We start from the raw sequence: 14,112 nt of genomic DNA on the forward strand, positions 1-14,112 counted from the left end.
CTTAATTGAAAATTGGTCATCAATCTATCTATCGAATAGCCAAAAAAAAAAAAACAGTAGTCTCGCTTAAGTGCGAAACACTGTTTTTTTGTTTTCTGAAGGAAGGACTCGCATCTTACATCGATTAATGACTCTTACCGATGGCCATCCAATTCACAATGCCATGTTGATCGGGTGAAAACTTGGCTCGGATAATGGACAACACCGCGCTGCCTGTAGACTTTTGACTCACAATGACATAACAAGCTGGATGATTCGTGATCGCTGTTAACACATAATTCGTATTCGCATATTCCTCTTCAAAATGAAGTACCAGCTCTATGGTCTCATCCTGAATCTTCATAACAAATGGCTCAAGACCGAACTGTTGCAACACATTTCTTTGCCCGGAGGAGCTGCGCACAACACTATCTGCTAATTTCGTCACCGTAATTGAGGCATCTGCAACATGTTGATTCGTGATAACCCCAGCTTGCAGCTTACTTCCATCAATACTGCCCGTTGCTAAGTGGAAATCCGTTACCGCTCCCTGTGCCAGCTTATAGCTGTCTACACTGCCATCAGCGAGTTTAGCGGTATCGATCGCCCCGTCAATAACTTTGCTGCCATCAATACTGTTGACGGATAGCTTCGCTCCTGTAACAGCATCATCAGACAGGTGCTCCGTATTCACCGCACCGATTACGAGTTTAGTGCTGTCCACACTACTAGGAGCTAGCTTTTCACCTGTGACGGTTTCGTCTTGCAGGTGCTCACTTCCGATCGTTCCCTCGATTAGCTTGGAACTATCTATGCTGGCATTTTGAAGTTTCCCCCCGTCAATAGAGCCAGGAGCAAGATGGCTGCTAGTCACTGAGCCCAAGGAGAGCTTCAATCCATCAATGATAAAGTCCGATAAATGTTCTCGTTGTATCGCACCGTAGATAATTTTACTGCTATCTACACTTCCCGACGCCAGCTTAGAAGCATCCACAACATGATCAGCCAGATGGTCACTATTTACAGCACCTGAAGCCAGCTTACTTCCATCCACGCTTTCCGGTGCCAATTTCACACCATATACGGCATGATCAGCAAGATGATAATTGTTCACTGCGCCCGACATCAGTTTACTGCCATCTACAGAGTTCACAGCTAACTTTTCAGAGTCAATAGCTCCTGCAAGGAGGTGCTGATTACTTACGGAACCATGCGCCAATTTCGTACCATTCACCACGCCTAATGACAGATGTTCGTCTGTGATTGTGCCAGGCATGATTTTCGAGCCGTCTACACTGTGATTCGCCAGCTTGGTGCTCACGACCGCGCCCTCTGCCAGATGCTCGCTATTGATCGCACGAAATGTCACTTTCGAGCTAATGACGGATCCATCAGCTAAATGCCTGGAAACTACCGCTGCTGGTGCCAGCTTACTGCCATGTACGCTTTCATTCGCCAATTTAGAGGCCGTGATAGCACCGTCCGTAATATGTTCTGCATTCACTGCTTTGTTCGCGACTTTGGCACTATTTACACTGCCATCAGCCAGCTTGTCGGACGTCACCACGCCATCCTCTAGCTTCGCGTTCGTAATGGCTTGATCTGCAATGAGTCTCGTCGTCAGCGATCCCACTTGAAGATGCTGTGTGCCTACTGCTCCATTCGCGAGCTTCTCTTCCGTGACTGCGCCGTCGGCTAAGATTTCAGTCGAGATTGCACTTTCCTGTAGTTTACTGCCCATTAGACTGCGATCTGCGAATACTTCCAGCGTAATGGATCCTTGTGCCAAATGCTCAGAAGTAATTGCCCCCGGTTTAATATGAGAACCATCGATAATTTCATCTTGCAAATGGCGTGATTCAATCGACAATGGCGCGATCTTCGCCGTTGTTACGGTTTCCTCTGCAAGCTTACTCGTCGTAATGCTTTCTTCCTGGATATGTCTAGTTGTGATCGCTTCGTCTGTAATATGGTTGCGATGAATCGCATGCAGATCAATTTGTTTCTCACCAATCGCTCCTTTAGCGATGTGACTCGTAGAAATAATCTCTTCCTGCAAATGGGCAGCATTGATGGTACGGTAAGCAATTTTGTTCGAGGTGACACTCTCATCCTTTAGTTTGGTGTTACTTACACTTCCCTCTGCCAATTTTTCTGTAATGATGGATCCAGCAGCAATTTTGGAAGTAGATACCACATTCTCCTCCAGATGCTCAGTCTTAATCATATGGGCACCAATATGTTTGGCGATGATGGCACCTTGTGCAATTTTATCTGTCGTGACCGAGCCGTCTTGCAATTTACTGCTAGATATGACGCCATCGTTTAAGTGGCCAGAATCAATCGCTTGCGGCGTTATATGCTTGCTCGCTATGATCTTCTCGCCCAATTTTGCGACAGTAATCGCTCCATCTTGAATGAGCTTCGTTTCTATGGCGCCCTCTCCGATATGTTTAGTTCGTATAGCTTGATCGGCTATGTGGTAACTAGTTACCTCAGCACCTTCAATATGAATACCCCTCACCGCGGATTGCGTGATATGCATCGAATCTACGGCATGCGGAGCAATCTTAGCACCTGTTACAACCTGATCAGCAAGCTTGTCACTTATAATAGAATGATTTTTTAGATGTTCCGTCTGAATACTCTCGCCCTGGATATGAGTAGAACTAATACTGCCGCTCCCCAATTTATCTTCCGTGACAGCACCTTCTCTAATTTTGGCAGAGGTGATGGAAGCGTCCATGAGCTTAGCCGTGTCAATAATATAATTAGCCAAATGCTTCGTCTGAACAGCACCGCTAAGAATCTTATCTGATGTGATCGCTTGTTTATCAATCAATTCACTTGTAATGATCAGTTCCGATAAATGTTGTGGCAAAATGGAACCGTCTGCCAATTTGGTGGCATCCACCGACTTATCTGCGATTTTAGCAGTTGTGATGGAGTTATCAAACAGCTTTCCACCAGACAATGTATTATCTTGAATTTTATCTCCCACGATACTGTTTGGAGCAACATGTTCATCATGGATGGCTTGATTGGCAATTTTGGGACGAGTTACGCTCCCCTGAGCTAATTTGGAAGGCTCAATGGCCCCATCCTTAATTGATTTGACACCAATGCTAAAAGGTTTTATTTTCGTATCATCGATTGCCCGGCTTGCAATTTTGTCCCAAGTCACCGCTTCATCCACAATGTCGTCCGTATAGACAACAGGGTCAACGAGTTTCCCTGTTTTCCGCTCCGTTAATAACAACTCAGGTGTGATTTGCTCTGTAACCTTGGAGACATGCAAAACTTTGTTTGGCTCTGTCTTCTCTGACACCGATGGATTCGTTTTCGCGATTAGTTTGGGTTGTTCTACCACTTTGTCTTGCTTTATTGGTGCTTCATCAAGCCATTTTAATTCATTCAAGTTAGCGTTCACTTTGTGCACGTTCGCTTTCTGGGTAGTGCTGCTCTTACGCTTATTCATATGACTCCTCTCCATTCACCAGGATTTATCTTTGGTAACATATTCATTCTCACCTTAATAAGTACATTAGCCCCAAAAAATGTGCACTCACCTAGACAAGAGCCGTTTCCTTCAACAATTGACTGTACAATACTGACCTCACCTCAGCAGCTCGCTCCCAAGTGAACAGGTTTTCAACCCGCTTGATGCCATTATCCCCCAGCTTACGTTGTAGGCTTTCATCTTTCAGTAACCGTATGACACGGTCGGGGAGCTCATTATCAATGGCGCCCGGCTCTATTAAATAGCCAGTTTTGCCATCTTCCACTACCTCTTGAATCCCGCCTACTCTAGTTGCAACAACGGGAACACCAGAAGCCATGGCCTCCACATTGACAAGACCAAAAGCTTCCTTCCCAATTGAGGGGACAACAAAAACATCGGCGATTCGGACCCATTTGGGCATTTCTTGATGCTTCACATAGGGAATAAATTGGACATGTTTGGGTATCATCCTCGCTGCTTTAACTAATTGCCTGACATACTTGGTTTCTTTCTTAGATCCATAATAAGCACTCCCAATGATAACAAGCTTGGCGCTTGGTTCACTCTTTATGACACTTTTCATCGCTTTCAGCAGATGATGAACACCTTTCTTAGGAATCAATCTACCTACATATAAAATAATTTTGCGATGCTCACAATCTAATCCTTTGCGCATTTCTATACGAGATTTGATGCCTTCATCCGACCATTTGGAAGTAAATTGAGCAACATCAACACCTAAATAGTGTGTAACTATTTTATGGGCAGCACTAGGCACTTTTTTTTGCAGAAACCGCTTTAGAAAGTCGCTATTCACGATAATGACATCAGCAGCACGCAAACACAGGGTTAGAGATGCATTAGAAATATAGGGTCTAGTAATAAAAGACGTAGAGTGGAGGACGAGACTTAACATGGAATGAGGGTATCGTTTACGAAGATAGGGAAGGAAGCGTGGCCGATTATCCACCTGAATAATACCAGGACTCAACGAGGATATCTGTTTAGCTACATGTTTCATATAGGTGGTTTGTGTCTGATAAGGTACTCGCTGGTACGTCACATCCTGCCGAATTTCATTCCAAGGTTGATAGGATGTTTTCCGTCCAATTACGACTACAGGCATGCTCTTTACCAATTGCTCCGCTGTCTTCTGAACCACTTGCTCAACCGAGCTACTAGTCCCTGAGGGTATAGGAAAAGAGCCTGGAGTGACAATGACAAGACGGTTCGATTGCGGCTTCCGTTTAGTCCTCAACTTCTAAACCTCCTGGATAAAATGAGGCTGAGCTCCCCCCATTTTGCTACTTCTTCTATACATATGCGGATAAAGTGGCAAAGCATGGGCATCTGTCCTTGTTTTAGAAGAAAGTATCGGCATTTGTACAAACAAGTCTTGTTCTTTTTCCATAAACTAAGTGTGATTCCGTTTTCGGCAAATATTCAAGCCCCAATTAAAGAGGGAGTGAAGTCAATGAGTAATCCCTATGTGGGTATTTTAGTTAACGATTCCTTGTTTGCAGGTATTCCTCTAGGGAACACACAATACGAAGCCATTCGTTTTTACGAGGATGCTGGCAAACTCTATGGCCTTACGCCTTGTTATTTCCGAATTCATGATGTTCATATGAAAACAATGAAGGTATATGCCTATGTAAAGGATGGCCAACATTTTAAAAGAAAATGGTCTGATCTCCCTAAAGTCATTCATAATCGTGCCATTTATTTGGACTCTTCATCAGCACGCATTTTGGAAGCATGGACTCAGCAAGGCGTTACGCTGTTTAATCGTTGGAACCGTTATAGCAAGATGCGTATTCATGAAATCTTAATGAAAAATGAGAGCATTCGCCCGCATCTCCCCTGTACATTTCCAGCTACAATTGAAAATGTTAAGGCCATGATGGATTCGTTTGACACATTAATTATCAAACCAACCAATTCTAGCATCGGACGCGGTGTGATGAAATTAGAGCGTCAAGGGAACCTATGGAAACTCCTCTATCCAGTTAACATGAAGCTTACGAATCGTACTTGGCGAACACTCAAGTTCCGGCAAAACTTGCCCCTGCTTCTCCGCCGGCGGATTGTAAGGAGCAGCTATATGGTTCAACAATGCCTGCCTCTTGCCACGGTAGATGGTTCTCCCTTTGACCTGCGCGTTTCCGTTCAGCGTGGGAATGATGGATCATGGGGCGTTACTGGCATCATTGCCAAGGTAGCCTCCCGTAAGCATTTCTTAACGAATGTCGCGCAAGGCGGGCGTGTCAGTTCCTTATCCGATATTTTGAATAACCACTATCCGCAGCTTGACCCGGAGACCGTATGTCTCCAGATGACGAATTTCGCGCTCTTGGTCGCCAAGCATCTCAGCACAGAATTGCCGAACTTGGCTGATTTAGGACTCGACATTGCTATGACGAATGATGGTTTCCCCTTGTTTATCGAATGCAATGGGAAGGACCAACGTTACAGTTTCCGCGAGGCAAATATGCAAGAATGTTGGAAAGCCACCTATTTCAATCCTATAGCCTATGCCAAATTCATCTTAGACGGTGGCACGCCACCGTGCTAGAAGCTGGAGCTGGAGCATAAGAGCGAAGCATAAGAGCGAAAGCATAAGAGCGAAGCATAAGAGCGAAGGATAAGAGCGAAGCAGCAGAACGAAGCAGCAGAACGAAGCAAAAAACCGTCATTCCGAGTTTACTCGGGGGGACGGTTTTTTGGGGGTGGGGCGCGGTTGAGTGATAGTGTATAAGACGCAGCTCCACCTATGTCCGAGGCGCTCTCAACCCACTTGAATTGAAATGTAACTGTATAAAGTACATCTATTTTCGGCGATAATTCCTCTCTGCGAGGAATAACTGGAAAAAATACATCTAATTCAAGCAATATCCTCTCAATAAGGAGAAAAACGAGAATTTAGCTACATATTTTCCATTTAAATCAAAAAATCAATTGAAATCTTTCAATATAGCTGTATATTTTCCAGTTATTCCAATTCAACTACAGCATATAGACCCATCTCTGCCTCGCCAAGGTCCTACTTCGTATATCATTTACTCGAGATCTCAAAGATGTACGTTATTCCGACCCAAATAGCTAGCTAGTTTACCATAGGCAGAATGAGGTGCATTGTAACGCTGTGTTGATGGGGCGAGGTTTATAAAGTAGCTAGTTTGTTGTGTGTCCCCCGCACTCTTCCGTGCAGCGGTCGACTGAGATCATGGCATCTCAGCACCACCACGACGACGCCCCCTACTTCGCACTAAGCGGAGCAAGGACCCGCTGAACTTCAGCATTCAGCAGCTTCGGATCCGGTACAGTTACCGGTTGATCCTGAAGCTTATACTTCATTTTCAGCTTATAGACCTGTTGCACACTTTGGTCAATCGTGTCTAAGGGAATCCGCCCCGATTGAACAGCGGTACGCAAGGTGTTTATAACTGCTATCGCTTTCTGAGGATCGTGCCCGACCATCACGACATTGGAACCCGCGAGCACAGACTTCACGGCAGCTTCGCCCATTTCATAATTTTCCGCAATGGCTCCCATCGTCATATCATCTGTCATGATGAGCCCCTTGAAGCCAAGCTCCTTGCGTAGAAGATCCGTCATGATTGTCTTCGACATCGAAGCCGGGTATTTCGTATCTATTTTTGGCAGCAAAATATGAGCGACCATAATCGCATCCGCCTGATGCTTAATAGCATCTGCAAAAGGAATCAGCTCAAGCTTCCGCAAGCGAGCGAGGTCATTTTGAACAACGGGTAAGCCAATATGTGAATCAACAGCCGTATCCCCGTGTCCCGGAAAATGCTTCACAACCGGAACGACCTTCATCTCTTGTAGGCCATTCATCATCGGAATCCCAAAGCTGCTTACGAGCGTTGCATTCGCCCCAAAAGAACGATCGCCAATGACCGGGTTCTTGGGGTTACTGTTGATGTCCAAATCAGGTGCAAAATCCATATTAAGCCCATAGGCATTTAGTTCTTTCCCCAGCAACTGACCAATGCTGTGAGCCAACTCGGTTTTACCCGATTTTCCAATCGTCTGACTTGTCGGTGTTTTCGAGATTTCATCGGGTAATCGCGTTACCCTGCCGCCTTCTTCATCGACACCAAGCCATAGTGGAAGCTTGTTCACTGTATTCGTCTTTTTCAAATCATTGACTAGGCTCACTAATTGATTTGTATCTTTCACATTCGGCTTATACAGAATAATGCCACCTACATGATAGGTTGCAATCAATTTACGTGCTTCTTCATTCATACTATAATCATCGATTCCCGCGATTATCATCTGACCTAGCTTCTCATCCAGTGTCATTTTAGGAAAATTAACCGATGCTACTGGGGTTGGCGAAGGCGTAGGAGCAACCGACGGGATAGGTGTAGAGGTAGGCACCACTGTTGGCGAAACAGTTGCTGACGGTGAACTCGGGATAGGAGTTCCACTTGGCTGAGCTTCATGACGTGTCGCACAACCCGTAATTAGGAGCATTAACCCTCCAACGGTTCCAATTCTACGCATGATTTGGGAATAATTTCGTTTCATCTTGCCACCTGCCTTTACTTCACAGTTACTACATAGAGTAGACGCACCATGCATCGAAATCGTTGAATTGCCGCTTCACTCGCTGCGAATTCCTTTCAAAAAACAATGCAGCAACATATAAATCCCATATGCCCCTAAATAACCACCAGTGAACAGAAACAGCTTGTTCGTAAAAACAACATGGATGTTCGTCATGAAAACCGTATCATCCCGAAGGATCTGATACACGTTCATGGAACTGATTGCACCAAATATATACGCACATAGAACCGCTGCTCCTGCGAATACATGTTTAAAGGATTGTAGTAACCAAGCACTAGCAAGCATGACTAGCGGAATCAGAATAACAAAAATAACGATTATTATCGACATTGTCGCGTTCACCTCTTCAACAGCATTGACGAATTTGCTGTCGAAAATACAGAAAACTACTTGGCTAGTCACAAGGAATTGAACAATAGGCAATTGATTCTTTTACTTTTCTGTGGCAAGATTAGCGAAGAACCGATAATAGGAAACGATGTGCTGAGGCCAGAGTCCTTCCTAACCAACGAATGAACAGGAGTTTATGATCTATGTCTAAGCCTTTTTTCCGATTACTGACCGAGTTGTCTTCACGCAAATGGGTCTCACAACTGACAGGTGCCCTTGCTCGTTCCAAAATAAGCCGACTCTTTATCCCTCGTTTTGCCCAAACCTATGGCATTCGCATTGAAGATGCTGAAAAGCATATCAAGGAGTATAAATCCCTGAATGATTTCTTCACTCGCCGATTGAAGCCAGGCTTGCGCCCGATTCACGAAGACACAACACGTGTTGTAAGTCCGGTTGATGCCATGATTACAGGTATTGGCGATATCAAAGAAGGCTTGATCGTCAATGTCAAAGGTCAAGATTATACAATCGACGAGTTGCTTAACCGCTCACCGCGCACAGTGAATTATAATAACGGCTTTTATTTCGTTCTATATCTGAGTCCAACTGATTATCACCGAATTCATTCACCAATCTCGGGGGATATCTTGGAGAAAGAGCACGTCCTTGGGAAAGTATATCCCGTTAATGAATTCGGACTGCGTCATATGAAACGTGTACTTAGCCGCAACGAGCGATTAATTACATTTATTCAACATGCAACTGGAGAAGTAGCCGTTGTCAAAGTCGGTGCACTGAATGTGAGCTCCATCCAATATGTAACACCCCTTCCAAAAACGCTTGAACGCGGTCAAGAGCTCGCCTATTTCGAGTTCGGCTCCACGGTCGTTCTGTTATTTGAAGATGGGATGTTCGAAGCACGTCCTGATCTAAAGCTTGGATCAAAAGTGAAAATGGGTGAAGATCTCGGGCGTTTCTTGGACAACTAGCCTAGTCGGGAATCAGAACCTGAGAGGAGAAAACCATGGCATCCATTTCAACACCATCTCCTAATCATAGCTCGAAAAGCTTGCAAGGAACGGGAGATGTCAAACCAACTGTTTATCGGATTTTATTTGCTATTGGGCTTGTTCATTTGCTCAACGATTCCATTCAATCCGTAATTCCAGCTATTTTCCCCATTCTGAAAGATGAAATGGGACTTAGCTACGCACAAGTCGGCTGGGTGCAATTCGCGATTAACTTTACAGCATCCATTATGCAGCCTGTAGTTGGACTCTATACGGACCGGAAGCCATCGCCCTACATGCTGCCAATTGGGATGACATCAACCTTGATCGGTATGCTGCTGCTAGCATTTGCTCATTCGTATTGGGTAGTCCTTTTGTCTGTTTGTTTTGTCGGACTTGGGTCGGCCGCCTTCCATCCAGAAGGCTCACGCGTTTCGCATATGGCAGCTGGTAATCGAAAAGGCCTCGCCCAATCGATCTTCCAAGTCGGCGGCAACGCTGGTCAGTCATTGGCTCCCATTATGACCAAATGGATCTTCATTCCGTTAGGATTGTTCGGATCGATCTGGTTTACCGGTGTCGCGGCTATCGCGATCGCTGTACAAATGTACATAGCACGTTGGTACAAGGTTGTCCTGCAAGACGCACCAGTGAAGGCCAAAACCGTCGTAAAACGAGTTGTTAGTCCGCAGCGTCGCAAGCAAGTCATGTTCGCTATCAGTGTATTGATTTTCCTTGTGTTTGTTCGTTCGTGGTACGGCGCAGCGATGAGCGGCTATTTCGCCTTCTTCCTTCAAGATACGTACGGTATCTCCATTGATCGTGCACAGAATTTCATTTTCTTATTCCTAGCGGCAGGGGCCGTTGGTACCTTCTTTGGCGGACCGATTGCGGATCGCTTCGGTAAGCGAAATGTCATTTTCTTTTCCATGCTAGGATCGGCACCATTCGCCTTATTACTCCCGCATGTGTCTGTCGGTTGGGCCTACGTGTTGCTCGTTATTATCGGTGTTATTCTGTTATCCAGCTTCTCTGTTACCGTCGTGTATGCACAAATGCTTTTCCCTGGCAAAGTAGGGACCGTATCTGGCCTTATCACGGGATTAGCCTTTGGTCTTGGCGGTATCGGGAGTGTCGTGTTAGGCAACCTTTGTGATGCCATTGGAACAGGCCGAGTTATGGAACTATGTGCATTTCTCCCGCTTCTAGGCATACTTACTTTCTTGCTTCCTACCGATCGTAAGTTGAAAGAATGGACAGAAGAACAAGCCTAAAATACAAAAAGCAGTTCGGCACGCTGGATCAGCGTTGTACCGAACTGCTTTTTTCAATTAATCGTGATGTGACTCGTTTACTTCGCGTTGACTGCGACGACGTGCAACACCTGATTCAAACGCCGCTTCCATAACGGCTTCTCTAACTTTCTCAACAACAGCGTGGTTGAACACGCTCGGGATAATGTAGTATTCGTTCAGCTCGTCCTCATTTACGACAGCAGCAATCGCTTTGGCTGCAGCAAGCTTCATCTCTTGTGTGATCTTAGAAGCTCGGCAGTCTAACACGCCGCGGAAAATACCAGGGAAACAAAGTACATTGTTAATTTGATTCGGATAATCGGAGCGTCCTGTCGCCATAACACGAACATAAGGCTCAGCTTCCTCTGGCGTGATTTCCGGTGTGGGATTCGCCATTGCGAAAACAATCGGGTCTGCCGCCATACGTTTCACATCATCTTGCTTCAGCACGCCTGGTCCTGAAAGACCGATGAAAATATCTGCACCTGAGATGACATCAGATAATGTACCACGTTCTAGCCCAGGATTCGTATTTTCTGCGTACCACTCCCAAGCCTTGTTCGTGAACTCGTCTCCTCGCACGATAGCCCCTTGACGATCCACACCAATGACATTGGTGACACCTGCTGAGATCAGCATTTTGGTACACGCAATACCTGCAGCCCCGATCCCCGTGATAACTACCTTACACGACTCTAATTGCTTTCCAACCAGCTTAACCGCATTTAGCAGCCCAGCTAGAATAACAACCGCTGTACCGTGCTGATCATCATGGAATACGGGAATATCAAGCTCATTAATTAAGCGTTCTTCGATTTCAAAACAACGCGGAGAAGAAATATCCTCCAAATTAATGCCGCCAAACCCTGGCGCAATCGCCTTCACGGTACGAATAATTTCTTCGGTATCTTGGGTATCCAAACAAATGGGGAACGCATCTACGCCAGCCATTTGTTTAAATAGCATCGCTTTCCCTTCCATCACGGGCATTGCCGCTTCAGGCCCAATATTCCCAAGCCCTAGAACAGCCGTACCATCTGACACGACAGCAACGGTATTCCTTTTAATCGTCAACGAATGTGCCTTGCTCGGGTCTTCATGAATCGCCATACAAACCCTGGCAACTCCGGGTGTATATACGCGGGACAAATCGTCCCTGTTTTTAATTGGTACTTTGGGGGTGACTTCAATTTTCCCACCCAAATGAAGCAGGAAGGTCTGATCTGACACGTTAATGATGCGGACACCTGGAATAACCTGTAATGCTTTCGTTATTGTTTCCGTATGCTCGGGATCACTTACTTTGACTGTAATATCACGTGTAGTCGTCGTTTTGCTAGCTCGCGTGACGTCAATCGCCACAATATCGCCGCCTGCATCACCAATGGCCGTTGCAATTCTACCAAAGGTTACGAGTTCTTTATGTATTTCCAGTCGCACGATGACACTTGTGCCCCCACCATTTAATCCAGCCATGAAAGGATCACTCCTACGATTTGTAATTTAATTGAACACATGTTAGATGATAACATACAACCTATTGCAAACAAAGTTATTGCCCAAAAGACTTATCTTGCACAGTGATAGAGACTTTTTATGGTAGGCAAGCAGGGATTAGGAAAAGTATGGTACAGATTGAGCAGGAAGCATGGTAAGGGCAGAGCGAAAGGGTCAAGAAAGCCTATAAAAGGCAGAGCGGAAAAATCAAGATAGTCTGTAAAGTCCAGAGCGAAAGAATCAGATAGCTGTAAAGTCCAGAGCGAAAGAATCAGATAAATCCTACAGAGACTGAGCGGAGCAAGGTGATGCCTTGCCTGATCTCAGCCTCTGTTAGATGGGCGAAACCGAAGCAGACTCCCGCTCTGCCGTCCGGGAGCGCGTAGTTGCCAGCGTCCGTCCAGGTCACGCCGACTGCCCGACATGCGGCTGCATACGCGGTATAGGTGCGTAGGTCCCCGCGCCACCACCCGAACAGATGCAGCCCGCTATCGCTGTCCACCCACTCGAAGAGGGTGGACAGCTGCTCCTGCAGCAGCGCCTGCAGGAGCAAGAACTTGCTCGCGTACACCCGCCGCATGCGGCGCAGGTGTCGCTCGTAGCCGCCGCTCGCCATGAAGGCGGCGAGCGAGCGTTGTTCGAGCAGCCCCGTTGGGTGCGGCTCGTATAGCCGCTTCGCGGCTACAAAAGCATCGTGCAGCGCCTCCGGCAGCACGACATAGCCGATGCGCAGGTCCTGCAGCATCGTTTTGGAAAAGGTGCCGATGTAGACCACTCGGCCCTCTTGGTCCAGCACCTTGAGCGGCTCAATCGGCCGCCCGCGGTGCCTGAACTCGCTGTCATAATCGTCTTCGACGATGACAGCGCCTTGCTCCGCCGCCCAGCGCAGCAGCTGCTGGCGACGCTCCAGCCCCAGCACCGCCCCCGTAGGGAATTGGCGGCTGGGCGTTACGAACAGCAGCCGCGCGTTCCACGGCTGCGGGATAAGCCCTTGCCCGTCCACTGGCGCGTGGACGGGTACTCCGCCAGCCGCCAGCACAGCACGGCTGGCGCCTTGATACCCGGGCCGCTCCAGCACCACGGGATCGCCCGGGTTTACGAGCAGCTGGGTCAGCAGGGCTATCGCCTGCATCGACCCATTGACGATCACGATGCGCTCCGGCGTCGCATCGATGCCTCGCATCCGCCTCAGGTGCACCGCAATCGCTTCGCGAAGCGCATAGTGCCCCTCGGCGATGTGAGCGTCCTCTTGCGGCGACTCCGTCATCCGCCGCACCTGTTCATACATTCCGCGGTTCCATTGCTCCCGCGGGAACTGGTCCATCTGCGGACGCGCCACCACGAACGCAATTTCTCTTCCAGCTAGCTTACCTTCTAGCTTTTCCCCTTGCTCTTTGTCACCGTCAATTTTTCCCTCTCGCTCTCTCCCACTCCCCCCAGCATCTACTCCTTCGCTCACTCGGACACCCCAAGCCGACAATTCTATATTCTTTCCCACCTTAGCCTCATACATCACATGACCGTCCGCATAGACGACGAAAGTACCTCTGCCAACATCTGCCTGCAAATATCCCTCTGCGATCAGCATATCGTACACCTGATTTACCGTACCCCGAGAAATGCCCAATCGATCAGCCAAGTCCCGGCTAGATGGCAATTTCGTATTCTGCTTCAGCTTATTTCCCACAATTTCATCGCGAAGCGCATGATACAAGGCGGCGTATTTACTAGGATATTGTGTGCAGTACGTTTGAAACGGCAAATAAAATGCCATACAACCACTTCTTTTCTTTTTAAAATGGTACATATAAATTGAGTCATATTGGTACTTATTATGAATCCAATCATACAGTATGCTTACTATAATTACATTAAAATCATTCACGAGTAAGGA

9 protein-coding genes are annotated in these 14,112 nt (G+C 46.8%); 3 read left to right on the plus strand and 6 right to left on the minus strand.

Annotated elements, in window-relative coordinates:
• Positions 1-124 precede the first annotated feature (124 nt).
• Both ACSQ8O_RS21030 and ACSQ8O_RS21035 read right to left on the minus strand, forming a co-directional pair.
• Positions 125-3,457 carry a WIAG-tail domain gene (locus ACSQ8O_RS21030; RefSeq protein WP_436243230.1) on the minus strand — a complete coding sequence of 1,111 codons (3,333 nt, stop codon included), beginning with the start codon at positions 3,455-3,457 and terminating at the stop codon, positions 125-127.
• 91 nt (positions 3,458-3,548) lie between these two features.
• On the minus strand, positions 3,549-4,739 hold the full coding sequence (locus ACSQ8O_RS21035; RefSeq protein WP_436243231.1) for a glycosyltransferase family 4 protein: 1,191 nt from the start codon (positions 4,737-4,739) through the stop codon (positions 3,549-3,551).
• A 216-nt stretch (positions 4,740-4,955) separates the two neighbouring features.
• Here ACSQ8O_RS21035 and ACSQ8O_RS21040 point away from each other — a divergent pair, with 216 nt between their 5' ends.
• Positions 4,956-6,056 carry a YheC/YheD family protein gene (locus ACSQ8O_RS21040; RefSeq protein WP_436243232.1) on the plus strand — a complete coding sequence of 367 codons (1,101 nt, stop codon included), beginning with the start codon at positions 4,956-4,958 and terminating at the stop codon, positions 6,054-6,056.
• 683 nt (positions 6,057-6,739) lie between these two features.
• Here ACSQ8O_RS21040 and nagZ read toward each other — a convergent pair.
• Both nagZ and ACSQ8O_RS21050 read right to left on the minus strand, forming a co-directional pair.
• A complete protein-coding gene (gene nagZ, locus ACSQ8O_RS21045; RefSeq protein WP_436243233.1) occupies positions 6,740-8,017 on the minus strand; it encodes a beta-N-acetylhexosaminidase in 1,278 nt (425 codons plus the stop codon).
• Positions 8,018-8,116: 99 nt separating this feature from the next.
• On the minus strand, positions 8,117-8,413 hold the full coding sequence (locus ACSQ8O_RS21050; protein ID WP_236292932.1) for a transposase: 297 nt from the start codon (positions 8,411-8,413) through the stop codon (positions 8,117-8,119).
• A gap of 203 nt (positions 8,414-8,616) precedes the next feature.
• Here ACSQ8O_RS21050 and asd point away from each other — a divergent pair, with 203 nt between their 5' ends.
• Entirely contained in the window at positions 8,617-9,405 is a 789-nt protein-coding gene (gene asd, locus ACSQ8O_RS21055) for an archaetidylserine decarboxylase (RefSeq protein ID WP_056610213.1), read from the plus strand.
• Between the two features lie 35 nt (positions 9,406-9,440).
• Positions 9,441-10,700, plus strand: a complete 1,260-nt coding sequence (locus ACSQ8O_RS21060) for an MFS transporter (RefSeq protein WP_436243234.1) — start codon at positions 9,441-9,443, stop codon at positions 10,698-10,700.
• A 57-nt stretch (positions 10,701-10,757) separates the two neighbouring features.
• Here ACSQ8O_RS21060 and ACSQ8O_RS21065 read toward each other — a convergent pair whose 3' ends face one another.
• Positions 10,758-12,197, minus strand: coding sequence for an NAD-dependent malic enzyme (locus tag ACSQ8O_RS21065; RefSeq protein ID WP_436243235.1), 1,440 nt, complete (start codon positions 12,195-12,197; stop codon positions 10,758-10,760).
• Between the two features lie 292 nt (positions 12,198-12,489).
• Entirely contained in the window at positions 12,490-14,103 is a 1,614-nt protein-coding gene (locus ACSQ8O_RS21070; RefSeq protein WP_436243236.1) for a PLP-dependent aminotransferase family protein, read from the minus strand.
• Positions 14,104-14,112: the final 9 nt, after the last annotated feature.

This window comes from Paenibacillus sp. LjRoot56, assembly GCF_964253335.1.
GTDB classification, from domain to species: domain Bacteria; phylum Bacillota; class Bacilli; order Paenibacillales; family NBRC-103111; genus Paenibacillus_E; species Paenibacillus_E allorhizoplanae.

Coding starts and splice junctions, on each gene's coding strand:
- ACSQ8O_RS21030 (WP_436243230.1), bottom strand. CDS start 3,457: ATGAATAAGCGTAAGAGCAGCACTACCCAGAAAGCGAACGTGCACAAA.
- ACSQ8O_RS21040 (WP_436243232.1), top strand. CDS start 4,956: ATGAGTAATCCCTATGTGGGTATTTTAGTTAACGATTCCTTGTTTGCA.
- nagZ (WP_436243233.1), bottom strand. CDS start 8,017: ATGCGTAGAATTGGAACCGTTGGAGGGTTAATGCTCCTAATTACGGGT.
- ACSQ8O_RS21050 (WP_236292932.1), bottom strand. CDS start 8,413: ATGTCGATAATAATCGTTATTTTTGTTATTCTGATTCCGCTAGTCATG.
- asd (WP_056610213.1), top strand. CDS start 8,617: ATGTCTAAGCCTTTTTTCCGATTACTGACCGAGTTGTCTTCACGCAAA.
- ACSQ8O_RS21060 (WP_436243234.1), top strand. CDS start 9,441: ATGGCATCCATTTCAACACCATCTCCTAATCATAGCTCGAAAAGCTTG.
- ACSQ8O_RS21065 (WP_436243235.1), bottom strand. CDS start 12,197: ATGGCTGGATTAAATGGTGGGGGCACAAGTGTCATCGTGCGACTGGAA.